The sequence below is a fragment of the Streptomyces xanthii genome (assembly GCF_014621695.1).
Classification (GTDB): Bacteria; Actinomycetota; Actinomycetes; order Streptomycetales; family Streptomycetaceae; genus Streptomyces; species Streptomyces xanthii.
In genome coordinates, this window is record NZ_CP061281.1 from 2,610,631 (window position 1) to 2,634,644 (window position 24,014).

Consider the following 24,014-nt stretch of genomic DNA (forward strand, 5'->3'; position numbering starts at 1 on the left):
CCTTGCGCACGCGCTCCCTCGCACTGCCCCTGCTGCTCACCGGCGCCCTGCTGACCGGCACGGCGGCCTGCGCCAAGAACGACTCCACGTCCGGCACGGCCGCGAAACCCCGCACCATCAAGGCGGTCGCGGGCTGCGGCAAGGCCGGCTGGACCGACCCCGCCGACCGTGCCCCGGACCGTAAACCGGCCCGCTGCTCCCCCGGCTCCCCCGCCCCGGTCAAGCTCGCCAAGACCCGCAAGCTGACCATCGCGACGGGCACCCTGGCCGCCGAGTACGTCGCCCCGCTCGAAATGGCCGTCAAGAAGGGCGAGTTCGAGAAGGAGGGCCTGGACGTCACCCTGAAGGTGCTGCCGACGCCCGAGGCGCTGCCCCTGCTCGCCAAGGGCGACATCGACGCCCAGTGGGCGGCCCCCGAGGCCGCGGTCATGAACGGCATCCTCGGCGGCTTCGACATCAAGTGGGTCGCCGGGAACTTCTCCCCCGACCCCGCCTCCAAGAGCGGCCTGTGGGTGCGCCTCAAGAAGGGCGAGAGCGCCGACCACGTCACCATGGCCGGCCGCAGGCTCGGCACGATGATCGGCAAGGGCTCCGTCATCTCGTACCCGATGAACACGGCCCTGAAGAAGCACGGCGGCGGCCTCGACAAGATCCAGTTCCAGCAGCTCGGCTCGGCGGACGTGCTGACCGCGCTGCAGAACGGCGGCGTCGACTCGGCCTGGCTGCTCGACCCGGTGTGGCGCAAGATCGACGGCGACCGCCGCTTCGCGTTCCTCGGCGGCCAGCCCCTGGGCGAGCCGCTGGGCGGCCTGCTCTTCGGCCCGAACCTGCTCAAGGACGACCCCGACGCGGGCGTCGCCCTGCTGCGCGCGTACATCCGTACGGTCAACACGTACTTCCCGGGCGACTACAAGAAGGACCCCGCGTTCGTGAAGGAGCTCGCCGACCTGCTGAAGATCGACAAGGGCATCCTGGAGTCGACCCCGTCGCTGCGCATGGACTGGGAGATCCGCTCCGGCTCGACCGACCGGCTGCAGGCCGCGTACAAGGCGGCGGGCGTCTCCGAGGGCGATCCGCTGCCCGAGTCGAGGACGGTGGACCGCAAGCTCTACGAGGAGGCCGTGGGGCACACGTCCTGACCGGCCCCGGACATGCGCCGAGGCCCGGAGCGCAATGGCTCCGGGCCTCGGACTTTCAGTAGCGGGGACAGGATTTGAACCTGCGACCTCTGGGTTATGAGCCCAGCGAGCTACCGAGCTGCTCCACCCCGCGTCGGTGAACCCAACCTTACGGGATGCCCCCGACCAGCGCAAATTCCTTTCAGCAGCCCCCGCGCAGCCTCTGTGTGACCCCCGCGCAGCCCTTGCGGCGCCTACGCGGAGAGCTCCTGGCGCAGTGCGTCGCGCAGGCGCGCGGCCCGCTCGGCGACCTCCGCCGGGCCGAGCTCCACGGCCCGCGAGGCCCACTTCTGTCCCTCGACGAGGTCGCCGCGGCGGGTGCGCAGCAGGGCGAGCCGCAGCGCGGCGCGGCCGTGCCCGGCGTCCGCGGCGCGGCGCCACCACAGGGCGGCCTCCGGCTCGCTGCCCTCGCGCGCGAGCAGCAGGCCGAGGTTGAAGGCGCCGTTGCGGGACCCCGCCTCGGCGGCCTCGCGGTACCAGCGCGCCGCCTCCACGACGTCCCCGCGCGCGGCGGCGAGCATGCCGACCCGTACCTGGGCGCGCCGGTGTCCGTGCTCGGCGGCCCGCTCGTACCACTCCTCGCACTCGCTGCGCTGGATCACGGGCTCGCCCAGCTCGTGCCGGGTCTCGGGCGGGCGCCGCACGTCGAGCAGCGAGGCCAGCCGGTAGGCCGCCTCGGGGCTGCCGCCGCCGGCCGCGCACCGCAGGTGCCGCTCGGCGCTCTGCTCGTCGCCGTCGCGCAGCCGGGCGATGCCGGCCTGCAGCGCGGCCTCGGTGTGCCCGCCGGCGGCGGCCCGCTCGTACCACTCCAGCGCCTTGGCCTCGTCCTCCTCGCCCGTGCGACCCGCGTAGAGGATGCCGAGGTTGAAGGCCGCGTCGACGCTTCCGGCCTCGGCCGCCTTGGAGAACCAGGGCTCGGCGCCGGTCGCGTCGCCGTGCTGGAGGAGCAGCACCGCCAGCGCGTTGGCCGCCTCGCGGTGGCCCGCGTAGGCGGCGCGGCGGTACCAGCTCTCGGCCTGCTGGGTGCGCTTCTGCTCGGCGCACAGCAGGCCCAGGTTGTACGCGCCGTTGTTGTCGCCCGCGTCCATGGCGGCGCGGTACCAGCGCTCGGCGGTCTGCGTCTCGCCCCGCTGGGCGTGCAGGGCGCCCAGCGCGTTCGCCGCGTTCCCGTCGCCGTCCTGGGCTGCGCGCAGCCACCACACGGCGGCACTCTCCTCGTCGCCCGCGTCGCGCAGCAGGAAGGCGAGGGCGCACGCGGCGCGCGGCTCGCCGTCCTTCGCGGACGTCAGGTACCAGCGGCCCGCCTCCTTGAGGTCGCCGCGCTTCTCCAGGATGGAACCGAGGTGCAGGGCGGCCCGGCGGTGTCCGCGCGCGGCGGCCTGCCGGTACCACTGCTCGGCCTCGGCGGCGGGCGTGCGCTCCTCCTCGGCGGCGAGGATGTCGGCTGCGCCCTTGCGGTCGAGGGCACGCGCGAGCCGGTACGCGGCCTCGCGGTGCCCGCGCTCGGCGGCGACCCGCATCCAGCGCTCGGCGCCGACGTCACTGCGGTGCTCCAGCAGGTCCGCCAGCGCGTACGCGCCCAGGGTGTGGCCCTGCTCGGCGGACTGGCGCAGCCAGTACTCGGCGGCGGGTTCGTCGCCGCGCTCGCGGTGGTGGCGGCCGAGCGCGTGGGCGGCCGGGGCGGATCCGGCGACGGCGGCGATGCGCCACCAGCCGGCGGCCTCTTCCGCGTAGCCCCGCTGGTGGAGCAGGACGCCCAGGTTGTTGGCGGCGGCCCGGTCGCCCTCGCCGGTGGCGGCGCGCAGCAGGGGCTCGGCTCCGTCGAGGTCTCCGCGGCGCAGCAGCATCGCGCCGAGGACGCTCATCGCCTCGACGTCACCGGCCTCCGCGGCCAGCCGTCGGCGTGCTTCTTCTGCGGCCTCAGCCGGCTCCCCCATGTCCTCGGGACCGGAAGGCTGCACAAACCGCCCTGTCTCCAACAGAGTTGCCTTGTCCCCCATAACGTCCATCGTCGCACCACCTGCAACCTGGGTACACCTGGAATACCGCAGCCCGTGAGGTCACTTCAGCGTTTTGTCGACATGCCCACAGAGAGATAAGTGAAACACAGTTTTCCCAACTGGCCCCGGGCGACGCAGCCTTCGCACAGTCTTCGCACATGCCAGCGGCTCTTGACGTCCTGGGCCATGACGCACCGAAGGCCCGGAAGCTGATGCTTCCGAGCCTTCGATCATCAGTAGCGGGGACAGGATTTGAACCTGCGACCTCTGGGTTATGAGCCCAGCGAGCTACCGAGCTGCTCCACCCCGCGCCGTTGTGTGCACAACCGTAGCACGGCGCGGGAGGGGCTTCGGTCAGCCAGTGGTCTTATCGCCGTCCTTCTCGGCGTCCTTCGCACTGTCCTTCTCGGCGTTCTTGCCGCCGTCCTTCTCGGTTCCGGCCGCCTTGTCGGCCGCGTCCTGGGCCTTCTCGGCGCGCTCCAGGGCGTCCTGCAGCTTGTCCTGCGCCTCGCCGTAGGCGGACCAGTCGCCTTCCTTCATGGCCTTCTGGCCGTCCTCGAAGGCCTTCTCGGCGTCCGCGAGGGCTTCCTTGACCGTCGAGTTCTCCGGCGGGTTCGTCGTGTCCCCACCGGGCTTCTCCGGCTCCGCGGGCGGCGTCGCCCCGTCCACGTCGAAGGCCTGGTTCAGCGCCTCCGACAGGGAGTCCGCGAAGCCTCTGCGGTCCCCGTAGGAGACCGCGACCTTACGCATCAGCGGGTACTCGGAGCTGCGTCCCTGGGCGTACATCGGCTCCACGTAGAGGAAGCCCTTGCCCAGGGGCACGGTCAGCAGATTGCCGTAGAGCACCGTCGAGTCGGCGCCCTTCATGTCACGCACCCAGTTCGCCACCGGGTCCCAGGAGTTGAGCTTGTTCTGCACCTGCTCGGGGCCCTGGGCGCTCTCCTCGGTGACTCTGAGGAGCCTGATCTTGCCGTAGTCCTTGCTGGTGGCGTCGGCGTCGACCGCCATGAACGCCCGCAGGTTGGGCCGGCCGCTCGGCGTGAACGTCGTCGTCAGCGAGAACTGCTGGGCGTCCTGCCCGGGCAGCTTCATGGACAGGTAGTACGGCGGCACCGCGCTGTTGTCCCGCTTGGTCGGGTCGTTGGGGACCTGCCAGGCGTCCGACGCGTTGTAGAACTGGGTCGGCTTCGTGACGTGGTACAGGCTGAGCAGCTCGCGCTGGACCTTGAACATGTCCTGCGGGTAGCGCAGGTGCTCCATCAGGTCCGCCGGGATGGCGCTCTTGGGCTCCACGGTGCCGGGGAACGCCTTCTTCCAGGTCTTCAGGACCGGGTCGGCGGAGTCCCACGTGTAGAGCTTGACCTCGCCCGTGTTGGCGTCGACGGTCGCCTTCACCGAGTTCCGGATGTAGTTGACCTGGTTCTGCTGGGCCACCACGGCGCGCTGGCTGTCGCCCTCGTTGAGCGAGTCGGCGGTGCTGTCGCCCAGCGTCGTGCGCGACGCGTACGGGTAGCCGTTCGACGTCGTGTAGGCGTCGACGACCCACTTGATCTTCCCGCCGACGACCGTCGGGTACGGGTCGCCGTCGATGGTCAGCCAGGGCGCGACGGCCTCGACGCGCTCCTTCGGGGTGCGGTTGTAGAGAATGCGCGAGCCCTCGCCGATGGCGCCCGAGTAGAGGATCTGCGGCTCGCTGAAGGCCACCGCGTACGCCGCCCGGTTCACCGGATTGTCGAGGTTGACCCCGCTCTTCTCCTTGTAGCTGGTGGTCTGCTGGGTGCCGTCCTCCTGCTCGTAGTCCAGCTCCTTCTGCGGTCCGCCGACGATCGAGTACTGCGTCGTCTTCTCGCCGTAGTAGATGCGCTGGTCGTACGAGCCGAGGTTGCCGTCGGTCGGCAGTCCGGACTCCGTGAACTGGGGAGCGCCCTGGGACGTCGACGTGCCCTTCGCCGTCACGGCACCGTAGCCGTGCGTGTAGACGAAGTGGTCGTTGATCCAGTTGCGCTTGTCGAGCTTGCCCAGGTTCAGCTCGCGCAGACCCACCACCGTGTCCTGGCCGTCGTACCGGTCCACGTCCAGAGTGGTCGGGAACTGGTAGTACTTCCGCTGCTGCTCGAGCTGCTGGAAGGTCGGCGAGACCACGTTCGGGTCGTTGAGCCGGTAGCTGGCCGCCGTGTCGGCGTCCGTGCGCTGCTTCTTGGTGTCCGACGACCCCTTGCCGCTGTAGTCCTCGATCGGCGTGTCGTCGATCTCGTAGGCCTTGCGCGTCGCGTCGATGTTCTTCTGGATGTACGGCGCTTCCTTGGCCTGCTCGTTCGGCTGGACCTGGAACTTCTGGACGATGGCCGGGTACAGGCCGCCGATCAGGATCGCCGAGAGCACCATCAGGCCGAAGCCGATGACGGGCAGCTGCCAGGTGCGGCGCCACAGGGTGGCGAAGAACAGGATCGCGCAGATGACGGCGATGCAGAACAGGATCGTCTTCGCCGGCAGGTACGCGTTCGCGTCCACGTAGCGCAGGCCCGTCCAGTTGTCCGTCGCCTTGAAGTCACTCGACTTCACCGCGAGTCCGTACCGGTCGAGCCAGTACGCGACGGCCTTCAGGGCGACGAACACGCCCAGGAGGACGGACAGATGGCCGGTCGCGGCGGCGGTGGCCCGCGCGCCCGGGCTGGTGATGCGCAGCCCGCCGTACAGGTAGTGCGTCAGCGCGGCGGCGACCAGGCCGAGGACGGTGGCCGCGAACCCGAAGCCGAGCAGGAAGCGGTACCAGGGCAGGTCGAACGCGTAGAAGGCCACGTCCATGTGGAACTGCGGGTCCTTCTGGTGGAACGGCACGCCGTTCACGTACATCAGCCAGGTGCGCCACTGGCTCGCGGCCGAGGCGCCCGCGATCAGGCCCACCAGGGCCGTGATGCCGATGAGGAGCCACTTCTTGAAGGGCGCGATGCCCATCCGGTAGCGGTCCAGGCTCTGCTGCTCCATGGACATGGCGCTCAGCGGCGGACGCAGCCGGTGCGCCAGCCACACGTTCACCCCGACGGCGACCGCCATGAGCAGGCCGAAGACGAAGAACAGACCGATCTTCGTCCACAGAGTCGTCGTGAAGACGGACGAGTACCTGACCGACCGGTACCAGAGCCAGTCCGTCCAGAACCCGGCGAACATGACGAAGGCCATGCCGAGCACGGCCAGGACGCCCAGCGTCAACAGCAGCGTCCGTGCGCGCCGGGAGGGTCGGCCCACTCTGATCCGCGGCCCCGTCGGGCCCCCGCCGCGGTCCGGCATCTGGAAAGCCAAGGTCTGCACCTCGAAGTTCAGTCGATCGGTCAGGCCCCCGAGATCGCGGACCCATCACCTATGCAACTTACTCACGCTTTACTCAGTTCCCGCTTCGGGGGACGAACGAGGCAGGATTGTGACCATGTCCAACACTCCCATGGCAGCGAGCCCCCTCACCCGGGCCGTCCTCGAGATCGACGAGTACGCCTCCGGCCTCGGCTGGGACCAGCCCGCTCGCCTCTTCGCCCTTGTCGACACGGCCGCGCTGCGCGCCCAGGAACCCGCTCTCGCCGCCCAGCTCGGTCTCGAGGGCGAGCAGGAGGCCCCCGGCCTCACCCCGATCGAGCAGGACGAGGTTCCTGCCGACAAGCCGCTGGACGAGTTCCTCGGCACCATCGCGTGGCCCGACGCCGTCGCCGGCTGCGCCCTGACCGTCGAGCGGCTGATGCTTCCGCCGTCCGCCGAGGCGTCCGTCCCGGAGGGCCTGAGCGACAAGAAGCTCGCCAAGTGGGTCGCCGAGCACCCCGACCGCCAGGAGGTCCGGATGACCGTCGCGGTGCTGCGCGACGGCACGCGCGAGTCGGCGCTGCGGCTGCGCGAGAAGGACTCGTCCACGGAGGTCCTCACGGGCTCCAAGCTGGTCCCCGGTCTCGCCGAGGCCCTGTCGGCGACCTTCGCCGACTGAGTCCGTTCGTCACTCACCGCACCGCCTACGGAGAAGGGGCGCACCGGGAGATCCCGGTGCGCCCCTTCTCGCGCGTCTACCTGCTCGCTCGTTCTCGCGCCTCTACTTGCTCGCTCGTTCTCGCGCGTCTACTTGGCGGTGCAGCGCGGCAGGTCGGCGGTCTTGCCGCTGCGGATGTCCTTGAGGGCGTCCATCGCGTCGTCGATGGTGTCGACCTTGACGAGCGTGAGGCCGTCCGGGGTGTCCTTGGCCGCCGTCGCGCAGTTGTCCTTCGGCGTCAGGAAGTACTCGGCGCCCTTCGCGCGCGCGCCGACGGTCTTCATCTGGATGCCGCCGATCGGGCCGACCTTGCCGGCGTCGTCGATCGTTCCCGTGCCGGCGACGAACTTGCCGCCGGTGAGGTCCGAGGGCGTGAGCTTGTCGACGATGCCGAGGGCGAACATGAGGCCGGCGCTGGGCCCGCCGACGTCGGCGAGCTTGATGTCGATCTGGAACGGGAAGGTGTGGTCGGTGCCGGCCTGGATGCCGACGATCGCGCGGCCGTCGTCGGCCTTGTCCGTCTTGATCGTCACCTGCTCCGTACGGGTCGCCACCTTGCCCTCCTTCTCGGCGGCGGCCGCCTCCTTGACGGGCACGATCGTGAAGTCGACGTCCTCGCCCGGCTCGTGCTTGGTGACGAGCTTGGCGACGTCCGAGGGCTGGGTGACCTTCGTGCCGTCGACGGCCTTGATGACGTCACCGGCGTGCAGCCGGCCCTCGGAGGGGCTGTCCTTGACGACGGTGGAGACGATCACCCAGGACTTCACCGGGATGTCCAGCTCGTTCAGGGCGGCGACCTTGGCGCTCTCCTGGGACTGGCTGAACTCCTCGGCGTTCTCCTGCGAGGACTGCTCCTCGGTCTGGCCGTCCGGGTAGAGCGTGTCGTGCGGCACCACGATGCTGTCGTGTGCGACCCATCCGTAGACCGCCGACACCAGGTTCATGTTGTAGTCGGCGCTGGTGACGCGGACCGTCGTCATGTTCAGGTGCCCGGACGTCTCGTACGTCTTGTGACCGGAGATCTGGATCACGGGTTCGCCGTCGTGGTCCGCGAGGGTGTTCACCGTCGGGCCCGGGGACATCTCCGCGTAGGGAACTTTGATGAGCACCCCTGCGCAGAGCAGCGCGATCAGCATCAGGGTCGAGGCGAGCATCGTCGCGGTGCGGCGTGGCATGGAACGACAGTACGGGACGGGTCCGCCGGCGCACCCGTGGGGCCGGGCCGTACGGGGCCCGGCCGGTTCATGCGCCGGAACGCGACCGCGTCACGTACCGGAGTGCGAGTGCGACCTGTCCATCGCCTCTCGGAAGCGTGTGTAGCCGCCGATCTCGCTCACGTCGCCCGCCTTCTTGCGGTTGCGACCGGCCCACGAGCCCCACAACCCGGCGCCGACCGCAGCGACAACCGGAATGAGCAGCCACATGAGTGCCGCCATGCCGACCTCCCGACCCCATGAGCGTCCGCAACTGACTGATCAGCAGATTAACCATCCGCAGTGTCAACGCTCGCCTCAGGGGTGCGGTTACGCAACCGGAACCTCAGCAGGCTCCCACCCACTCTTCCGTACCGTCCGAAAAGGTCTGGTGCTTCCAGATCGGCACCTCGTGCTTGAGGTCGTCGATCAGCTTGCGGCAGGCCTCGAAGGCCTCGCCGCGGTGGGGGCAGGACACGGCGACGACGACGGCGATGTCGCCGACGGCCAGGTCGCCGATCCGGTGCACGGCCGCGAGCGCCCGTACGGGGTACTCGGCGACGACCTTGTCCGCGATGCGCCGCATCTCGGCCTCGGCGGTCGGGTGACAGGAGTACCCGAGCTTGTCCACGTCGGCACCGCCGTCGTGGTTGCGCACGGTGCCCACGAAGAGCGTGGTGCCGCCCGCGGCGTCGTCGCCGACGGCCCGGAAGACCTCGTCGACGGAGAGCGGGGTCTCGCGGACGGCGAGCAGCTTGATGGGGTCGTGTGCCGCCTGCTCACCAGGGTGGTCGTGCGTCGTGGGTGCCATGCCTCCCATCGTGCCGCACACCGGCGACAACGGTGAATAGCGCTATCGCCCGGCACGCGCGCGGGGCGGCTTGGAGGCTCCTACAGGAGAAGAAGCCTTCTCGCGGCCGGCAGGAGCGTTTCCGCTGGACGACCCGTCGGCCGCGCCCCGCCTCAGATGCGGCGCCGCGCCTTGCGGACCCGGCGCACGGCCGCGGCCGCGCCCAGCAGCGCCACCGTCGCACCGGCCGCGCCGGCCGCCGTCGCGTCCTTGCGGCCGAGCCGCCGGCCCGCCACGGTGTGCCGTCCGGCGACCTCCTCCAGGAGCTCCGCGAGGACCTCCTCGTTGGTCCATCCGGGCCGCCATCCGGCGTCGTGCAGCCGGCTGCCGCTCACGACCCACGGGTACATCGTGTAGGCGAGGTCCCCGGCGGGCGAGGGCGTCAGGCCGATCCGGTGCAGCCGGGCGGCGGCGCCGAGCGCCACCGCCGAGGGCAGCTCCATGCGCCGGATGCCGCTGAGCTCCTCGACCTCCTCCTGCTCGAGCCAGCCCTCGCAGCCGACCGCCAGCTCCCCCTCGACCTTCTCCAGGACCGCGTACTCCAGGGCGCTGCACAGGTCCTCCACGTGGCAGAACTGCCACGCGGGACGCGAGCCCGCGACCACGAGGAGGCGCGGCGACTCGAAGTAGCGGGTGAGAGCCGTGTCCATGCCGCCGACGAGCACCGCGGGACGCACCACGGTGACGTTGAGGCCGGGGTGCGCGCGCGGGGCGCGCTTGGCGAGCCGCTCGATCTCCAGGAGGTCGCCGACACCGGTCGCCTCGGCCGTGGCGCGCAGCTCGGCGTCCTCGGACAGCGGCAGCTCGTTGTCCTCCAGCGCCCCGTAGACCATGGCGGACGTGCACAGGACGACGCGGTGGACACCGGCGGCGGCCGCGGCGGTCAGGACGGTCTGGGTGCCGCGCACGTTGTAGGCCGTGCGGGCGGCCGGGTCGGACTCCAGGTCGAGGTCGAGCGCCAGGTGGACGACGACGTCGGCGCCGCGCAGCTTCTCGGCGATCGCCGGGTCGCGGACGTCCAGGATGTGCCAGGTAGCGGCGGCGCACTCACCACGCCGCTCGTCGATGGCGAGCACCTGCTTGATCTCGTCCGACGCGGCGAGCCGCTCCGTGAGCAGGGCGCCGACGCCGGACGCGGCACCGGTGACCGCGACGACGGGGCCGCGCGCGGCCGGACTGGTTGAGGGGTTTCGCGCTGCGCGAACCTGCGGATCTGGGGAACTCACCGGGCGTCTCCAGCGGTTGTCTTCAGTACGTTCGTGTATGACGCGTACGTACCAGGAGGCATCCATCCTGCCGCAGGCCATGAGCCGGCGAAGCACTGAGGCCCGATCCCGCCATGGTGTCTACGCTGGGTGTGTAGTCGGGCAGTCGCCGCCGGGCGAAGAAACCGGCGGCCTTACCAGCCGAGGATTCCCGTGAGTGACACCCCATTCGGTTTCGGCCTTCCGCCGGAGGAGCCGGACGACGGCGACGAGGGCAAGAAGAAGGACCAGCAGGGCGGTGGCGGTCAGGGACCGGCCAACCCCTTCGGATTCGGGTTCCCGGGCGGTCCGGGCGGCGCGGGCGGGGACAACCCGTTCGCGGCGATGTTCGGCTCGATGAATCCGAACGACCTGGGGGCGGCCTTCCAGCAGCTCGGCCAGATGCTTTCCTACGAGGGCGGGCCGGTGAACTGGGACATGGCCAAGGACATCGCCCGCCAGACCGTCTCGCAGGGCACGCAGGACGGTGTGAAGGACGCGAGCGTGGGTCCCGCCGAGCGCACCGCGGTCGAGGAGGCCGTGCGCCTGGCCGACCTGTGGCTCGACGACGCGACGTCGCTGCCCTCGGGCGCCGCCTCGGCCGTGGCCTGGAGCCGCGCCGAGTGGGTCGAGGCGACCCTCCCGGTGTGGAAGGAGCTCGTCGACCCGGTCGCCGAGCGCGTCGGCATGGCCATGGGCGACGTGCTGCCCGAGGAGATGCAGGCCATGGCAGGCCCGCTGATCGGCATGATGCGCTCCATGGGCGGCGCCATGTTCGGTTCGCAGATCGGCCAGGCCCTGGGCACGCTCGCCGGCGAGGTCGTCGGGTCCACCGACATCGGCCTGCCGCTGATCCCGGCGGGCAAGGCCGCGCTGCTCCCGCTGAACATCGAGTCCTTCGGCAAGGACCTGAGCGTCCCCATGGAGGAGGTGCGCCTCTACCTGGCGCTGCGCGAGGCCGCCCACCAGCGGCTCTTCGCGCACGTGCCGTGGCTGCGCTCGCACCTGTTCGGCGCGGTGGACGGCTACGCGCGGGGCATCAAGGTCGACACCACGAAGCTGGAGGACGTGGTCGGCCAGTTCGATCCGCAGAACCCGGAGCAGATCCAGGAAGCACTCCAGCAGGGCATGTTCCAGCCGGAGGACACGCCGGAGCAGAAGGCGGCCCTCGCCCGTCTGGAGACGGCTCTGGCGCTCGTCGAGGGCTGGGTCGACGCGGTCGTCCACGCGGCCGCGAAGCCCCGTCTGGCGTCCGCCGACGCGCTGCGCGAGACGCTGCGCCGCCGCCGGGCCACCGGCGGCCCGGCCGAGCAGACGTTCGCGACGCTGATCGGTCTGGAGCTGCGCCCGCGCCGCCTGCGGGACGCCTCGCGCCTGTGGGCCTCGCTCACGGACGCGCGCGGGGTCGACGGCCGTGACGGCCTGTGGGCGCACCCGGACATGCTGCCGACGGCGTCCGACCTGGACGACCCGGACGGCTTCGTGCACCACGAGCAGCTGGACTTCTCCGAGCTGGACAAGATGCTCGGTGACGCCGCGTCCGGCTCCGCCGGAAAGCCGAACCTGTCGAAGGACGAGGAGCCCGGCAAGGGCACCGACGCCGCGCAGGACGACCAGGGTGAGGGCGACGGCGACAAGTGAGTCTGTACGACGACGCGGTCCTCGTCCTGAAGCGCTACGAGGACCAGCCGGAGCTGCGCCAGGGCTACCTGGACCACCTCGCCGAGCACGGTGACGCGGGGATGTGGAAGCCGTGCACGGCGGGGCACCTGACGGCCAGCGCCCTGGTGATCGACCCCGCGCGCGGCCGGGTGCTGCTCACGCTCCACAAGAAGCTGCAGATGTGGCTCCAGATGGGCGGGCACTGCGAGCCGGGCGACGCGACGCTGGAGGCGGCCGCGCTGCGCGAGGCGACCGAGGAGTCCGGCATCCCGGGCCTCACGCTGCTGCCCGGCGGCCCGGTCCGCCTCGACCGGCATCCGATCCCCGGCCCGTGCACCCAGCACCTGGACGTCCAGTACGCGGCGCTCGCCCCGGCGGACGCCACGGAGGCGATCAGTGACGAGTCGCTGGACCTGCGCTGGTTCCCGTACGACGAGGTGGCCGGCGTGGCCGACAGGTCGGTGGTGCGCCTGGTGGAGGCGACACGGGCGCGGCTGTGATCGGCTGAGGGCATGAGTAAGGGGCGACCGCCATGGCGGTCGCCCCTTACCCGTCTCTACGCCTGCCTACAGGTGGCGCGTCAGCTCCAGACGTTGCCCTGGTTCTGGCCGCGGGCGCCCTGCTGGCCCATGCCGTACTGCGCGGCGATGCCCTGGCCGACGACCGCGTTCTGCGGCGGCAGCAGTTCGCTGGGCTGGACGAGCGCGTAGCCCGTGCCCATGAAGCTGAGCTCCCAGCCCTCGCCCGTGTTGCCGCGGCGGCGCCAGACGCCCGAGGAGTGCGTCTGGGCCTGCATCTGGACACGCAGCCCGTTCGACCACGCGACGATGGCGTCCGCGTCGGCGTTGACGTACCGGTCCGGCGTGACCTGGAGCATCAGCGGCTGCCCGGACGTCATCAGCGCGACCTTGCCGCGCCCGGTGATGTTGAGCTGGTACTTGCCGGAGCCGGAGATGCCGAACTGGCTGTCCACGGCGATCACCTCGTGGTGCAGCGAGGAGTCCATGGCCAGCACGTAGCTGCTGTCGACGGTCAGGCCGTCCTGCTCGACGTCGACGATGTGGATGTACTGCGCGAGGTTCGCCAGGTAGACGGTGCCCTGCCCGTGGCAGCGCATGAGGTCGAGACCCTCGCCCGTCCGGGCCCGGGAGCGGCGCTGCCCGGACGTCTGGACCTCGCCGTCGAACTCCATGAGCCCCTGATAGGCGACCATCGCGCCCTTACGGGCGAGGATGTCGTCGTGGCCCTCCAGGGTGACCCGCAGCATCTGCGGGTTCTGCACCGTGTAGCGCTCCTGGCTCTGCTGCTCGTTGTACGCGAAAAGCGGACTCTGCATGATGTCCTGTTCCCCCTCAGCCCCGGACTCGGAGGCGGTCGGTGCTGTCCTCGCTGGGCTGTACGACGACGATGCCCTCGCCGGAGAAGCCCATCTGGTAGGCCTCGCCGCTGCCGCGCCCGATGAGGGAGCCGGCCTTGAAGCTGCGCTTGCCCTTCACCTTCAGGTTGGGCGACCAGGCGATGAGCGCGTCCGGGTCCACGTACGTCTCGTCCTCGCCGCGACCGCAGTCGACCACGATGGGGGTGCCGCGCGAGGTCAGGGCGACGAAGCCCTGCCCGCTGATCTTGATGTTCCACAGGCCCTGGCCGGCGAACTTGGCGAGGCCCTTCACCCGCTCGACGCCCCACTGGAGGTGGGCGTCGAAGGCGAGCAGGTTGGTGCCGTTGACGGAGATCGACTCGCCGCCGAGGTTGATGACGACGACGTCGGCGCCGTAGTCGGCCAGGTAGAGCAGACCGTCTCCGTGGCACTTCATGAGCGGCGCGCCCTCGCCGGTCATCCATTCACGGGCGACCTGGCGGACGGCGGGCGGGTTGGGCTCGTACTGGACGAACCCTTCGTAGGCGACCATCGAGCCCACGCGCGCGAAGAGGTCGTTGCCGGTCTGCATGGCGACCTTCAGCATGTGGGTGCCGTGGTTCTCCATGCGGGCGGCTACCGGGGTCGGGGCGAAGCCCGCGAGTGGCTGGTTCATGACGGACTCCCTCAGACCTCGTACGGCTGGACGACGATGAAGTTGCCGGGGGCTCCCCGGAACTGCAGGTTCACGCTCTCCCCGCTGTGGCCCGGGTAGGCGTTGCGCCGCATCCTGACCTGGCTGGAGACGATCGCCTGGGCGGCGGCGGACCAGGCCACGACCGCGTTGCAGTCGGCGAAGGTCGTCGGCGTCACCGGCAGCACGACAGGCGTGCCGTGCGTCTTGACGACGACGGTGCCGGTGCCCTGGAACTGCATGACGAACAGGGCGCCACCGGGGATGCCGTGTCCCTCGATGCGGCGCACCTCGTACTGGAGGCTCTCGTCGAAGGCCAGCACGTTCTCCGCGGAGACGCAGATCGCGTCGCCCTGGAGCTCGATCGGGTGCACGTGGGAGGCCGCTTCCGCGAGGAAGACCTGGCCGCGGCCGCTGCAGCGCATGAGCTGCATCTCCTGGCCGGTGGCGTTGCCCACGATGCGTCCGGCGAAGCCGGCGCCCTTGTAGCTGAACTCGACCTTGCCCTGGTAGAGCACCATGCTGCCCTGGCGGGCGAGCACGGGCTGGCCGCCGGCGGCGCCGAGGTCGACGCGGATCAGCTTCTGGTTCTGCGGCGTCCAGCGCTGTCCCGTGGGGGCCTCGCGGTACTTCTCCAGCGCGGCGGCCACACCGGGTGCGCCGGCCTGCTGCGGGATGCCCTGCGGGGCGCCCTGGGGCGCGCCGTACGGGGAGGGTGCGGCGGGCGGCTGGCCGTATCCGGGCGGGGCGGCCGGCGTGTGGGGCTGCTGGCCGTAGCCGGGCGGCGGGGTCGGCGCCTGCGGCTGCTGGCCGTAGCCCGGAGGCGGCGTCGGGGCGTGCGGCGGCTGGCCGTACCCCGGAGGCGGCGTCGGAGCCTGGCCGGGCGGGGTGCCCAGGGGCGCGACGATGGTCGGTGCCGCGTGCACGGGCGGGGCGGCCGGAGCCGGGGCCGGGGCCGGGGCCGGGGCCGGGGCCGGCGGAGCGAAGTCCTGCGCGGGGACCGGAGCCGGAGCCGGGGCTGCCGGCGCGGGGGCCGGGGCGGGCGCGGGGGCCGGGGCCGAGGGGGCTCCGAAGGCGGGCGGCGCGGCGGCCTGGGCGGGCGGCGCGAAACCGGGGTTCGCGGCCTGCTGCGGCGCGGCGGCCGGCTCCTCTTCGGCGACCTCGCCGCCGAAGTTCTTCAGGAGCGCGTCGAGGCCTCCGTCGAAGCCCTGGCCGACGGCTGCGAAGCGCCACACGTCCTTGAGGTAGAAGTCGCCCAGCATCACGGCGCGCTCGGTCGAGAACTCGCCACCGTGGAAGGCGTACCGCGCGACCTCCTCGCCTCCGGCGACGATGCGGAGGTAACCGGGGGCGACCTGCGACATCTGGCCGGCGCCGTCGATGGTCGCGGTGAACGACAGCTTCTGGATGTGCGCGGGGATCTTTTCAAGTGTGACGCGGAAAGACTCCGTGTCACCCGCCTGCGCGCCCAGCAGCTGGACGGATTCCTCGGGTGTCTTCGGCTGGTTGAAGAAGACGAAGTACCGGTCGTCGGAGAGCCGCTCCTCGGCGTCGAGGCCGAAGCAGCTGATGTCGAAGCTCAGTCCGGGGCCGGTGATCTGCACGCCGACGTACAGGTCCGTGCCCGCGGTGAGGTCACTGATCTTGGCCTTGTGGCCGCGTTGGAATTCCCTGGCCATGCGTAACGACCGTCCCCCATCCCGATGGTGATTGCGTCGCGCCAGGCTAACTGCAAACACCGACAGCGGATGAGGTCGGTACAGCCCTGGTACAGAACCGTCCCCGAAACGGAGTCACTCCTCGCGGGCGCCGGGCAGCTGCGGAAGCCGGTCCGCCGCCACGACTCCTTCGAGGTAGCCGCGCGCCCGCTCCGTGCGCGGATAGGCCTCCAGGAGGCTCCAGAAACGCGGCCCGTGCCCGGGGACGAGCAGGTGGGCCAGCTCGTGGAGGAGCACGTAGTCGACGACGTACTCGGGCATGCCCTGAAGACGGTGCGAGAGCCGGATGCTGCCCTCGGCCGGGGTGCAGGAACCCCAGCGGGTGTTCTGGTTCGTGACCCAGCGCACGGACCGGGGCCGGGCCCGGCCTTCGAGGTACTGCGTGGAGAGGTGCGCGGCGCGCTCGGACAGCTCGGCGTCGCCGAGGACGCGCTTGCTCTCCTGGGCGGCGAGCTTGTCGAGCATCAGGCCGACCCAGCGCTTCTCCTCGGCCTCGGACATCCGGGCCGGGATGAGGACCACGGTGCGGTCGCCCTCGCGGTACGCGGACACGGTGCGGCGGCGCCGGGAGCTTCTGCGGACCTCGACCGCGCTCGCCACGTGGCCGCCCGACGGCGGTCCGGTCGTGCTGCGCTGCGTCTTCATGGCTCGGTGCGAGGGGTCGGCGGGCACGCCTCGACGTTACCCGCTGTGAAGGGTGGAAGTCCCGCCTCCGGACCCGTTCGGTGTGCTTCCGGAGCCCGCTCCGCCCGATCCCTGCTCGATTAGTACGACTATCACCCCGTCCCTGTGGACAACGCGAAGCACGCCGGCGAGCGGACGGGCAAGCTGGCGGTCGATCGCCGTGGACCGCACGTCACGTGCGATTTCCATGCGACACGAGCGTTTTCGATGCGAACGGGCACACGGGGGACACAGCGATGCATCCGATCCTGAAACCAGCGCTGCGGCGCGGCTGGCGCGACCTGAACACGGTGCAGTTCGGCATGACGCCGGCGCACGCGGTGGTGCTGGGTCCGGTCGACACGGCCACGGGGAGTTTCCTGACGCTGCTCGACGGGACCCGCGGCGTGCCCCTTCTGCGCGAGGAGGCCCGACGGATGGACCTGCCCGACGGTCATGTGGACACGCTTCTTGAGCGGCTGACCGAGGCCGGTCTGCTGGACGACGCGACGGGCGGCGGCCCGCCCGCGGACGCCCTGCGCAAGCAGACCCCGGTCATGGACCGGCTGCGTCCCGATCACGCGGCGCTGGCCGTGACGACCGCCGATCCCTCCGAGGGCGTGCGGCGCCTGGCCGCCCGGCGTGCCTTGCGGGTGCAGGTCCGAGGGGCGGGTCGGGTCGGCGCCGTGGTGGCGTCGGTGCTGGCCGCCGCGGGGGTGGGGCAGGTCGACGTGCGGGACGGCGGCTGTGTCGAGCCCTGGGACGTGGCGCCCGGCGGTCAGCCGGTGGAGGCGGTGGGCGAGCGCCGCGACGTGGCCGCGCGCCGCACGGCCCGCACCATGGCGCCCGACCGGCCGCCGCGCCCCGACCGGCGCAGGACGGTGCCCCGTCCCGCCGACCCGGACCCGGGCGGGCCGCCGCTGTCGCTGGTGATCGTCGCGCCGAGGGACGGACTGGCCGTGCACTCCCCCGACCCGGCCGCGGTCGAGGATCTGATCGCGGCCGGCATCCCGCACCTGTACGCGGGCGTGTCCGAGGCCACGGGGACGGTGGGGCCGTTGGTGCTGCCGGGCGGGACGGGCTGCGCGCACTGTCTGCTGCTGGATCGCACGGACCGCGATCCGACCTGGCCCCGGCTGCTGGTCCAGTGGCGTTCGGGGCGGGCCTCACGCCAGGTGCAGGCCTGTGACGTGGGGCTCGCCACGGCGGTCGCGGGGCTGGCGGCCGCGCACGGACTGGCCTTCCTCGACGGGGAGTTGCCGTCGAGCACCGGGGCCCGCTGGGAGGCTTCCGCGCCGGGGCTCGACTGGCACGCGCGACCGGTGTGGCCGCATCCGGAGTGCCCCTGCGGGGCGGGTGAGAGAGCTAACGGGCGGGAGGTCTCGGTCGGCGGAGGGACGCAGGACACAATGGCGGGGTAAGCATCGGCTGACGGCGCTACGACGCCTGGGCATGCGCGGCACGGCTGTCCGGCACTTGGAGGGGTGTATGTCTGATCTTCCCCGGAAGGCGGTTACCCGGACCGCCAAGCTGGCCGCGCTGCCGATCGGCATCGCGGGGCGTGCGACCTGGGGCATCGGCAAGCGGATCGGCGGCAAGTCCGCCGAGATCGTGGGCCGGGAGCTGCAGCAGCGCACGGCGGAGCAGCTGTTCAAGGTGCTGGGCGAGCTCAAGGGCGGGGCGATGAAGTTCGGGCAGGCCCTGTCCGTCTTCGAGTCCGCGCTGCCCGAGGAGGTCGCGGGACCCTACCGGGCCGCCCTGACGAAGCTCCAGGAAGCGGCGCCCCCGATGCCGACGCGCACCGTGCACAAGGTGCTCGAGGAGCGGCTCGGCGAGCAATGGCGCGAGCTGTTCCAGGAGTTCGAGGACAAGCCGTCGGCCGCCGCGTCGATAGGGCAGGTGCACCGGGCCGTCTGGCACGACGGCCGCGCGGTCGCGGTGAAGGTGCAGTACCCGGGCGCCGGCGAGGCACTGCTGTCGGACCTGAATCAACTCGGCCGTTTCGCCCGCCTGTTGGGGCCGCTCATCCCGGGGATGGACATCAAGCCGCTGATCGCGGAGCTGCGCGACCGGGTGTCGGAGGAGCTGGACTACGCGCTGGAGGCTCAGGCCCAGCAGGCGCACGCCGAGGAGTTCGACGGCGACCCGGACGTCGTCGTGCCGCACGTGGTGCACCAGTGCGAGCAGGTCCTGGTGACGGAGTGGATCGACGGGATTCCGCTGGCGGACGTGATCAGCGACGGGGATCAGGAACAGCGGGACCGCGCGGGCCAGTTGCTGGCCCGCTTCCTCTTCTCCGGTCCCGCCCGCACGGGACTGCTGCACGCGGATCCGCACCCGGGGAACTTCCGGCTGCTGCCCGACGAGGAGCAGGGCTGGCGGCTGGGCGTCCTGGACTTCGGCACGGTGGACCGGCTGCCGGGCGGCCTGCCCGAGCCGATCGGGCACTCGCTGCGGATGACGCTGTCCGGTGACGCGGTCGGGGTCTACGAGATGCTCCGCGAGGAGGGCTTCGTCAAGGACTCGATCGAGCTGGAGCCGGACGCGGTCCTGGACTACCTGGTGCCGATCATCGAGCCGGCCCTGGTCGACTCGTTCACCTTCACCCGCAGCTGGATGCGGAACCAGGCGGCGCGGATCGCCGACATCCGCTCCCCCGCGCACCAGCTGGGCAAGCAGCTCAACCTGCCGCCCTCGTACCTGCTGATACACCGGGTGACGCTCAGCACGATCGGGGTGCTGTGTCAGCTCGGGGCGACGGTGCGGCTGCGGGACGAGCTGGAGGCCTGGGTTCCGGGGTTCCTGGAGTACGAGGACGAGGAGGAGGGCTTCGGGGAAGCCGAGGACGACAGGCTGGATCCGGAGCCGGCCGCCGAGGCCTGAGCCGCTCCGGGCCCGCGCCACTGCCGGGACCATGTGCCGACGACGGGGCCAGGTGCCACCGACCCGACGGGGTCCTGCGCCACCGCCGGGACCAGATGCCACCGACAGGGCCGCGTCACCACCGGGCCGGTGTCACCACCACTCGGAGTCGAGGCGCCCCTCGATGGCCCGGATGTTCTCGCGGGAGCAGGTGTCGCAGTACGTCCGCCGCACTCCGCCCTCGACGGAACTGGTCCAGGTCAGCGGCATCTCCTCCGCCGTCGTGCCGCATCGGGCGCACACCACGGTGCGCTCCTCGGGTCGCTGCGTGGAGTCCCCGCCGGGAAGAGACGTCACCCGGCGACGATAACTCCGCGGGCTGATGATCGGTGCGCACCACGCACCGGGGGCCGGTCCTCTCGGACCGGCCCCCGGGTACCACCGCTCACCGCGGCGGCTGTCGTCGGCACGGTGGTGCCGCATGAGCTGTCACTGCGCAGCCGTCGCGGTCACCGCCTGACGGCGATCGTCACTGCATGACGGCCATCGCGAGCGCGCGGCGGGCACGCCACGACGCGCGCTCGGCGCGCCGCTGCATGCGGCGGGCGATCACCAGGCGCATGGCCTGGCGCTCCGCCTCCGCCTCGCTCAGGCGCTCGTGCATATGCGCACGCGCCATGGCTTCTGGAATGAGTTGCATCTGTCGGGTCCTGTTCTGGCGCGAGTCGGTCGCACCGGGCGTGGTGAAGTCTGGGATCGCGGAGCCGGCGGGCTCGCTCGTGGACGGCTTCATCGGGGCCTGCTTCTTGGGGTCGTGCGTCAGGGGGCGGTCGATCGTTCCTCGGGCGTTCATGCCGCGACCGGGTTCTTGCGCGGACGTCCACGCGGCCGCTTGCGGGCCACGACGACACCCTGGACGAACAGCTCGCCACCCCAGACGCCCCACGGCTCACGACGCTCCTTGGCGCCGGCGAGGCAGGCCTCGACCAGCGGGCAGGTGCGGCAGAGCGACTTGGCGTACTCGACGTCCGCCGGGGACTCGGCGAAGAAGACCTCCGGGTCGTAGGCACGGCAGGGGACGGGTACGCCGAGGTTCTCGATGGCGTCGTCGAGCGCGGTGAGCGCGGTGAGGGGGTTCAAGGTGAGGTCCTCCGTGAGGCCGGGCGGGGAAAGAGTGTCTGAAGGCGGTACGGACGGGGCGTGCGCTTCGAGTTGCACGGTGTTTTCTTCCTCGTCTGGTCGTTCCGGCCGGTGGGCCGGGTGGCGGTGGTACCGGGTTCTTTTCTTGTCCCGAGGCCCCTTCGTGCTGGGTCCCCGGAAGGTCTCTGGAACTTCCGGGAAAACAGAAGGGCCGCGGATCCCGGATGGGGTTCCGCGGCCCTGAAGGCGCCGGTCTGATCGTCGATCAGACTGGATCACTCCAGGGTTCGAGCCCACGGAAGGCCCACATCGTGTGGTGGTGCGTCGTCTGCTTCCGGAATCCGGCACCGGCCGCCGCAAAGGCATAGGCCTGAGCCTGTGCCGTCGCTACCGCTTCCGGTGCCTTGGTCGGTCGCTCATTGCCCTCGCGAATGGGAAGACCCGCGAGGGACAGGCCGGACTCCGGACGCATGGCGCTGACGCCAGACAGACCGGTGCCCAGGTTCGAGAAGCCGAGCAGGCAGGAAGCGACGACCGAGCGATCGGTCATTTTGACGGTGCTGATGGAGCTGGTGGTGATGCTGATCACTGGAATCGCCTCCTCTCGGCGTCTCGGGGACCGGTGCGAACCGGTCCGACGGCTTTCAAGTACAGCACGGAACCAGGGCCTTCGAGAAGGCCGCTGCTTTCGTGCTTTAGAACCTATGGGGATTGCTGGGGCATGCGCAAACTATTTTTTCGACGAGTTTGAATCAGTCCTCCTCGTCGACTCCTCCAAGCTCGTCCTCCACGATCCGACCTGCGCAGATGGCGAGGACGTCGGATCCGTAGGCCCGGAACTTCCGCAGGCCGACCCCGGGGATCCTGGCCAGCTCGCCCTCGTCCTCGGGCGCGGCCTCGGCGATCGCGATGAGGGTCTTGTCGGTGAAGACGCAGAACGCGGGCTGTCCGAGGCCCTCCGCGGTGCGGGCCCGCCACTGCACGAGCCGGTCGTGGAGCCCCTCGTCCATGTCCGACGGGCAGTCCTCGCAGCGCATCAGCTTCATCTCGGCCGCGTCCAGGGTGCGGCCGCACATCCGGCAGCGGGCCACCTTCCGGTCGGCTCTGCGGCGGGCGCCGGCGAGCGGCTCCCGGGCTCCCGCCCGCGTTCTCGTCCCGAGCTCGACGCCGCCCGGGCCGCCGCCCGCGCCGCGGCGCCCGGAGCCGCTGGAGCCGGGACGCAGGCCGTCGAGGAAGCGGCTGGCCCTGCGGGTGGGCCGGCCGCCGGGCGAGCGCGAGAGGGCCCACGACAGGCTCAGGTGGTGGCGGGCGCGGGTGACGCCGACGTAGAGCAGGCGCCGCTCCTCCTCGATCTGCTCGTCGGTCTTGGCGTAGGTGATCGGCATCATGCCCTCGGCGACCCCGACCAGGAACACGGCGTCCCACTCGAGGCCCTTCGCGGCGTGCAGCGAGGCGAGGGTGACGCCTTCCACGGTCGGGGCGTGCTGGGCGTTCGCCCGCTCGTCGAGCTCGGCCACGAAGTCGGCGAGGCCGGCTCCCTCGTGGGCCTGCGCGAAGTCCTCGGCGAGGCGGGCCAGCGCGGCGAGGGACTCCCAGCGGTCGCGGACGGCCCCGGAGCCGGCGGGCGGCTCGCTGGTCCAGCCCTCGCCGGAGAGCACGGCTCTGACCTGCGAGGGCAGGTCGACGGCCGCGTCGAGCCCCGAGTCGTTGCCCCCGAAGCGGGCTGCCGCGCGCAGGGCGTGGCCCGCCTTGCGCACCTCGGCGCGCTCGAAGAACCGCTCGGCGCCGCGCAGCTGGTAGGGCACCCCGGCGTCGGCCAGGGCCTGCTCGTAGATCTCCGACTGGCCGTTGGTCCTGAACAAGATTGCGATCTCGCCGGCGGACACCCCGGAGGCGATGAGCTCGCGGATGCGGTGGGCCGCGCCCTCGGCCTCGGCGGGCTCGTCGACGTACTCGGTGTAGACCGGCTCGGGCCCGGCGTCGCGCTGCGAGATCAGCTGGAGGCGGTGCTCGGCGGCGCGGCCGGAGGCCCTCTCCAGGACCCCGTTGGCCAGGTGGACGACCTGGGGCGAGGAGCGGTAGTCGCGCACCAGCTTGACGACGGTGGCGCCGGGGTGGCGGGTGCGGAAGTTGAGCAGGTGGTCGGGGGTGGCGCCGGTGAAGGAGTAGATCGTCTGGCTGGCGTCACCGACCACGCACACGTTGTCCCGGTCGCCGAGCCACAGGTCGAGCAGACGCTGCTGGAGGGGGCTGACGTCCTGGTACTCGTCGACGACGAAGTGCTGGTACTGGGCGCGGACCTGGTCGGCGATGTCGTGGCGGTCCTGGAGGATGCCGACGGTGAGCAGCAGCACGTCCTCGAAGTCGATGACCGAGCGGTCCCGCTTCAGGGTTTCGTAGTCGCCGTAGATCTGGGCGATCTCGGCCGGGTGGCGGGGGCTCTCGCGGCCGGCCTTGTGGGCCGCGGCCGCGTAGTCGCCGGGGACGGTCTGGGTGACCTTGGCCCACTCGATCTCGGCGGCGACGTCGCGCAGCTCGCCGCGGTCCAGGCGGATCCGGCCGGCCGTGGCGGCGTCGGCGACGAGCTGGATCTTGCGGTCGACGATCCGGGGCAGGTCGCCGCCGACGGCCTTGGGCCAGAAGAACTGGAGCTGGCGCAGGGCGGCGGAGTGGAAGGTGCGGGCCTGCACTCCCCCGGCGCCGAGCTGGCGCAGCCGGCCGCGCATCTCGCCCGCGGCGCGGTTGGTGAACGTGACGGCGAGCACGGTGTTGGGCTGGAGGATCCCGGCGCGGACGCCGTAGGCGATGCGATGGGTGATCGCGCGCGTCTTGCCCGTGCCGGCGCCCGCGAGCACGCACACCGGACCGTGCAGGGCGGTCGCCACGGCGCGCTGCTCGGGGTCGAGGCCCTCGAGCACCGCGTCGGCCGATTCCGGGACCTGCGGGAACAGGGTGGAGTGCGTTGCTGCTGTCACCCCGCCATGCTGCCAGGTCGGCGGGGGCGGGTGCGTCGCGTTGTCCACAGGCAGGCACCGCTTGTCGTACTAATGCGCCTGGCGGTGCGGCCGGCGGGCGGGAATGGTCGCCGCCTCGCGTACGTTCGACCCATAGCGAACACGCACTCCCCGCCACGAAGGAGCACAGGACACATGCAGCCGGGCACTGTGACGATGTACAGCACCACCTGGTGCGGCTACTGCCAGCGACTGAAGAAGCAGCTGGACCGCGAGGGCATCGGGTACACCGAGATCAACATCGAGCAGGACCCGGAGTCCGCGGCCTTCGTCGAGAAGGCGAACGGGGGGAACCAGACGGTGCCCACCGTCCTCTTCGCCGACGGTTCGACGCTGACCAACCCTTCGCTGGCGCAGGTCAAGCAGAAGGTCGGCGCCTGAGACCGAGGCGTCCGACACCGGGTCCGAGGCGTGGATCACGCCTCGGACCCTG

At 71.3% G+C, this 24,014-nt stretch carries 22 protein-coding genes and 2 tRNA genes; 7 read left to right on the plus strand and 17 right to left on the minus strand.

Annotated elements, in window-relative coordinates:
* The first annotated feature begins 2 nt into the window (after positions 1-2).
* Positions 3-1,139 (plus strand): ABC transporter substrate-binding protein, encoded by a 1,137-nt coding sequence (locus IAG42_RS11740; protein WP_188336967.1) that lies wholly within the window; start codon positions 3-5, stop codon positions 1,137-1,139.
* Positions 1,140-1,198: 59 nt separating this feature from the next.
* On the opposite strand, the gene IAG42_RS11745 is transcribed toward IAG42_RS11740, so the two are convergent.
* From IAG42_RS11745 to IAG42_RS11760, 4 genes are all read right to left on the minus strand, one after another.
* Positions 1,199-1,272 (minus strand) — tRNA-Met (locus IAG42_RS11745).
* A 100-nt stretch (positions 1,273-1,372) separates the two neighbouring features.
* Entirely contained in the window at positions 1,373-3,187 is a 1,815-nt protein-coding gene (locus tag IAG42_RS11750) for a tetratricopeptide repeat protein (protein WP_188336968.1), read from the minus strand.
* Between the two features lie 228 nt (positions 3,188-3,415).
* Positions 3,416-3,489, minus strand: a tRNA-Met gene (locus IAG42_RS11755).
* 43 nt (positions 3,490-3,532) lie between these two features.
* Positions 3,533-6,466 carry a UPF0182 family membrane protein gene (locus IAG42_RS11760; protein ID WP_188341321.1) on the minus strand — a complete coding sequence of 978 codons (2,934 nt, stop codon included), beginning with the start codon at positions 6,464-6,466 and terminating at the stop codon, positions 3,533-3,535.
* 136 nt (positions 6,467-6,602) lie between these two features.
* Here IAG42_RS11760 and IAG42_RS11765 point away from each other — a divergent pair, with 136 nt between their 5' ends.
* Positions 6,603-7,145 (plus strand): PPA1309 family protein, encoded by a 543-nt coding sequence (locus tag IAG42_RS11765; RefSeq protein ID WP_188336969.1) that lies wholly within the window; start codon positions 6,603-6,605, stop codon positions 7,143-7,145.
* 128 nt (positions 7,146-7,273) lie between these two features.
* Here IAG42_RS11765 and IAG42_RS11770 read toward each other — a convergent pair whose 3' ends face one another.
* The 4 genes from IAG42_RS11770 to IAG42_RS11785 form a co-directional block, all read right to left on the minus strand.
* Entirely contained in the window at positions 7,274-8,359 is a 1,086-nt protein-coding gene (locus IAG42_RS11770; protein WP_188336970.1) for a YlbL family protein, read from the minus strand.
* Between the two features lie 90 nt (positions 8,360-8,449).
* Complete coding sequence (locus IAG42_RS11775; protein WP_188336971.1) at positions 8,450-8,620, minus strand: hypothetical protein; 171 nt, start codon at positions 8,618-8,620, stop codon at positions 8,450-8,452.
* A gap of 103 nt (positions 8,621-8,723) precedes the next feature.
* Positions 8,724-9,188 carry a molybdenum cofactor biosynthesis protein MoaE gene (locus tag IAG42_RS11780; RefSeq protein ID WP_188336972.1) on the minus strand — a complete coding sequence of 155 codons (465 nt, stop codon included), beginning with the start codon at positions 9,186-9,188 and terminating at the stop codon, positions 8,724-8,726.
* A 152-nt stretch (positions 9,189-9,340) separates the two neighbouring features.
* The gene (locus IAG42_RS11785; protein ID WP_188336973.1) at positions 9,341-10,453 is read right to left on the minus strand and encodes an SDR family oxidoreductase; all 1,113 of its coding nucleotides are present in this window, start codon (positions 10,451-10,453) and stop codon (positions 9,341-9,343) included.
* Between the two features lie 192 nt (positions 10,454-10,645).
* On the opposite strand from IAG42_RS11785, the gene IAG42_RS11790 reads away from it, so the two are divergent.
* Positions 10,646-12,112 (plus strand): zinc-dependent metalloprotease, encoded by a 1,467-nt coding sequence (locus IAG42_RS11790; RefSeq protein ID WP_188336974.1) that lies wholly within the window; start codon positions 10,646-10,648, stop codon positions 12,110-12,112.
* Positions 12,109-12,633 carry an NUDIX hydrolase gene (locus IAG42_RS11795; RefSeq protein WP_188336975.1) on the plus strand — a complete coding sequence of 175 codons (525 nt, stop codon included), beginning with the start codon at positions 12,109-12,111 and terminating at the stop codon, positions 12,631-12,633. The genes IAG42_RS11790 and IAG42_RS11795 overlap by 4 nt, the downstream gene beginning before the upstream one ends.
* An 80-nt stretch (positions 12,634-12,713) precedes the next feature.
* Here the strand turns inward: IAG42_RS11795 and IAG42_RS11800 are convergent, their stop codons facing one another.
* From IAG42_RS11800 to IAG42_RS11815, 4 genes are all read right to left on the minus strand, one after another.
* Positions 12,714-13,469: an AIM24 family protein gene (locus IAG42_RS11800; RefSeq protein WP_188336976.1), complete on the minus strand. Its 756-nt coding sequence runs from the start codon at positions 13,467-13,469 to the stop codon at positions 12,714-12,716.
* A gap of 16 nt (positions 13,470-13,485) precedes the next feature.
* Positions 13,486-14,166: an AIM24 family protein gene (locus tag IAG42_RS11805; protein WP_188336977.1), complete on the minus strand. Its 681-nt coding sequence runs from the start codon at positions 14,164-14,166 to the stop codon at positions 13,486-13,488.
* An 11-nt stretch (positions 14,167-14,177) separates the two neighbouring features.
* On the minus strand, positions 14,178-15,863 hold the full coding sequence (locus tag IAG42_RS11810; protein WP_188336978.1) for a TerD family protein: 1,686 nt from the start codon (positions 15,861-15,863) through the stop codon (positions 14,178-14,180).
* Positions 15,864-15,977: 114 nt separating this feature from the next.
* Positions 15,978-16,574, minus strand: coding sequence for a M48 metallopeptidase family protein (locus IAG42_RS11815; RefSeq protein WP_188336979.1), 597 nt, complete (start codon positions 16,572-16,574; stop codon positions 15,978-15,980).
* Positions 16,575-16,822: 248 nt separating this feature from the next.
* Here IAG42_RS11815 and IAG42_RS11820 point away from each other — a divergent pair, with 248 nt between their 5' ends.
* Together IAG42_RS11820 and IAG42_RS11825 are read left to right on the plus strand one after the other, a co-directional pair.
* Entirely contained in the window at positions 16,823-17,986 is a 1,164-nt protein-coding gene (locus IAG42_RS11820; RefSeq protein ID WP_188336980.1) for a ThiF family adenylyltransferase, read from the plus strand.
* Positions 17,987-18,053: 67 nt separating this feature from the next.
* Positions 18,054-19,448, plus strand: a complete 1,395-nt coding sequence (locus IAG42_RS11825) for an ABC1 kinase family protein (protein WP_188336981.1) — start codon at positions 18,054-18,056, stop codon at positions 19,446-19,448.
* A gap of 132 nt (positions 19,449-19,580) precedes the next feature.
* Here the strand turns inward: IAG42_RS11825 and IAG42_RS11830 are convergent, their stop codons facing one another.
* From IAG42_RS11830 to IAG42_RS11850, 5 genes are all read right to left on the minus strand, one after another.
* Entirely contained in the window at positions 19,581-19,784 is a 204-nt protein-coding gene (locus tag IAG42_RS11830) for a hypothetical protein (protein WP_188341795.1), read from the minus strand.
* Between the two features lie 172 nt (positions 19,785-19,956).
* Entirely contained in the window at positions 19,957-20,280 is a 324-nt protein-coding gene (locus tag IAG42_RS11835) for a hypothetical protein (RefSeq protein WP_188336982.1), read from the minus strand.
* Complete coding sequence (locus tag IAG42_RS11840; RefSeq protein ID WP_188336983.1) at positions 20,277-20,645, minus strand: WhiB family transcriptional regulator; 369 nt, start codon at positions 20,643-20,645, stop codon at positions 20,277-20,279. The genes IAG42_RS11835 and IAG42_RS11840 overlap by 4 nt, the downstream gene beginning before the upstream one ends.
* A 187-nt stretch (positions 20,646-20,832) precedes the next feature.
* A complete protein-coding gene (locus IAG42_RS11845; protein ID WP_188336984.1) occupies positions 20,833-21,156 on the minus strand; it encodes a hypothetical protein in 324 nt (107 codons plus the stop codon).
* Positions 21,157-21,319: 163 nt separating this feature from the next.
* Positions 21,320-23,542, minus strand: coding sequence for an ATP-dependent DNA helicase UvrD2 (locus IAG42_RS11850; RefSeq protein WP_188336985.1), 2,223 nt, complete (start codon positions 23,540-23,542; stop codon positions 21,320-21,322).
* A 174-nt stretch (positions 23,543-23,716) separates the two neighbouring features.
* Between IAG42_RS11850 and IAG42_RS11855 the strand changes: the two genes are divergently transcribed.
* On the plus strand, positions 23,717-23,962 hold the full coding sequence (locus IAG42_RS11855) for a mycoredoxin (RefSeq protein WP_188336986.1): 246 nt from the start codon (positions 23,717-23,719) through the stop codon (positions 23,960-23,962).
* Positions 23,963-24,014: the final 52 nt, after the last annotated feature.

What these genes read in the sequence shown, in the direction of transcription:
- IAG42_RS11805 (WP_188336977.1), bottom strand. Translation starts at nt 14,166, where the DNA reads ATGAACCAGCCACTCGCGGGCTTCGCCCCGACCCCGGTAGCCGCCCGC.
- IAG42_RS11835 (WP_188336982.1), bottom strand. Translation starts at nt 20,280, where the DNA reads ATGAACGCCCGAGGAACGATCGACCGCCCCCTGACGCACGACCCCAAG.
- IAG42_RS11810 (WP_188336978.1), bottom strand. Translation starts at nt 15,863, where the DNA reads ATGGCCAGGGAATTCCAACGCGGCCACAAGGCCAAGATCAGTGACCTC.
- IAG42_RS11780 (WP_188336972.1), bottom strand. Translation starts at nt 9,188, where the DNA reads ATGGCACCCACGACGCACGACCACCCTGGTGAGCAGGCGGCACACGAC.
- IAG42_RS11820 (WP_188336980.1), top strand. Translation starts at nt 16,823, where the DNA reads ATGCATCCGATCCTGAAACCAGCGCTGCGGCGCGGCTGGCGCGACCTG.
- IAG42_RS11775 (WP_188336971.1), bottom strand. Translation starts at nt 8,620, where the DNA reads ATGGCGGCACTCATGTGGCTGCTCATTCCGGTTGTCGCTGCGGTCGGC.
- IAG42_RS11750 (WP_188336968.1), bottom strand. Translation starts at nt 3,187, where the DNA reads ATGGACGTTATGGGGGACAAGGCAACTCTGTTGGAGACAGGGCGGTTT.
- IAG42_RS11770 (WP_188336970.1), bottom strand. Translation starts at nt 8,359, where the DNA reads ATGCCACGCCGCACCGCGACGATGCTCGCCTCGACCCTGATGCTGATC.
- IAG42_RS11855 (WP_188336986.1), top strand. Translation starts at nt 23,717, where the DNA reads ATGCAGCCGGGCACTGTGACGATGTACAGCACCACCTGGTGCGGCTAC.
- IAG42_RS11800 (WP_188336976.1), bottom strand. Translation starts at nt 13,469, where the DNA reads ATGCAGAGTCCGCTTTTCGCGTACAACGAGCAGCAGAGCCAGGAGCGC.
- IAG42_RS11765 (WP_188336969.1), top strand. Translation starts at nt 6,603, where the DNA reads ATGTCCAACACTCCCATGGCAGCGAGCCCCCTCACCCGGGCCGTCCTC.
- IAG42_RS11825 (WP_188336981.1), top strand. Translation starts at nt 18,054, where the DNA reads ATGTCTGATCTTCCCCGGAAGGCGGTTACCCGGACCGCCAAGCTGGCC.
- IAG42_RS11760 (WP_188341321.1), bottom strand. Translation starts at nt 6,466, where the DNA reads ATGCCGGACCGCGGCGGGGGCCCGACGGGGCCGCGGATCAGAGTGGGC.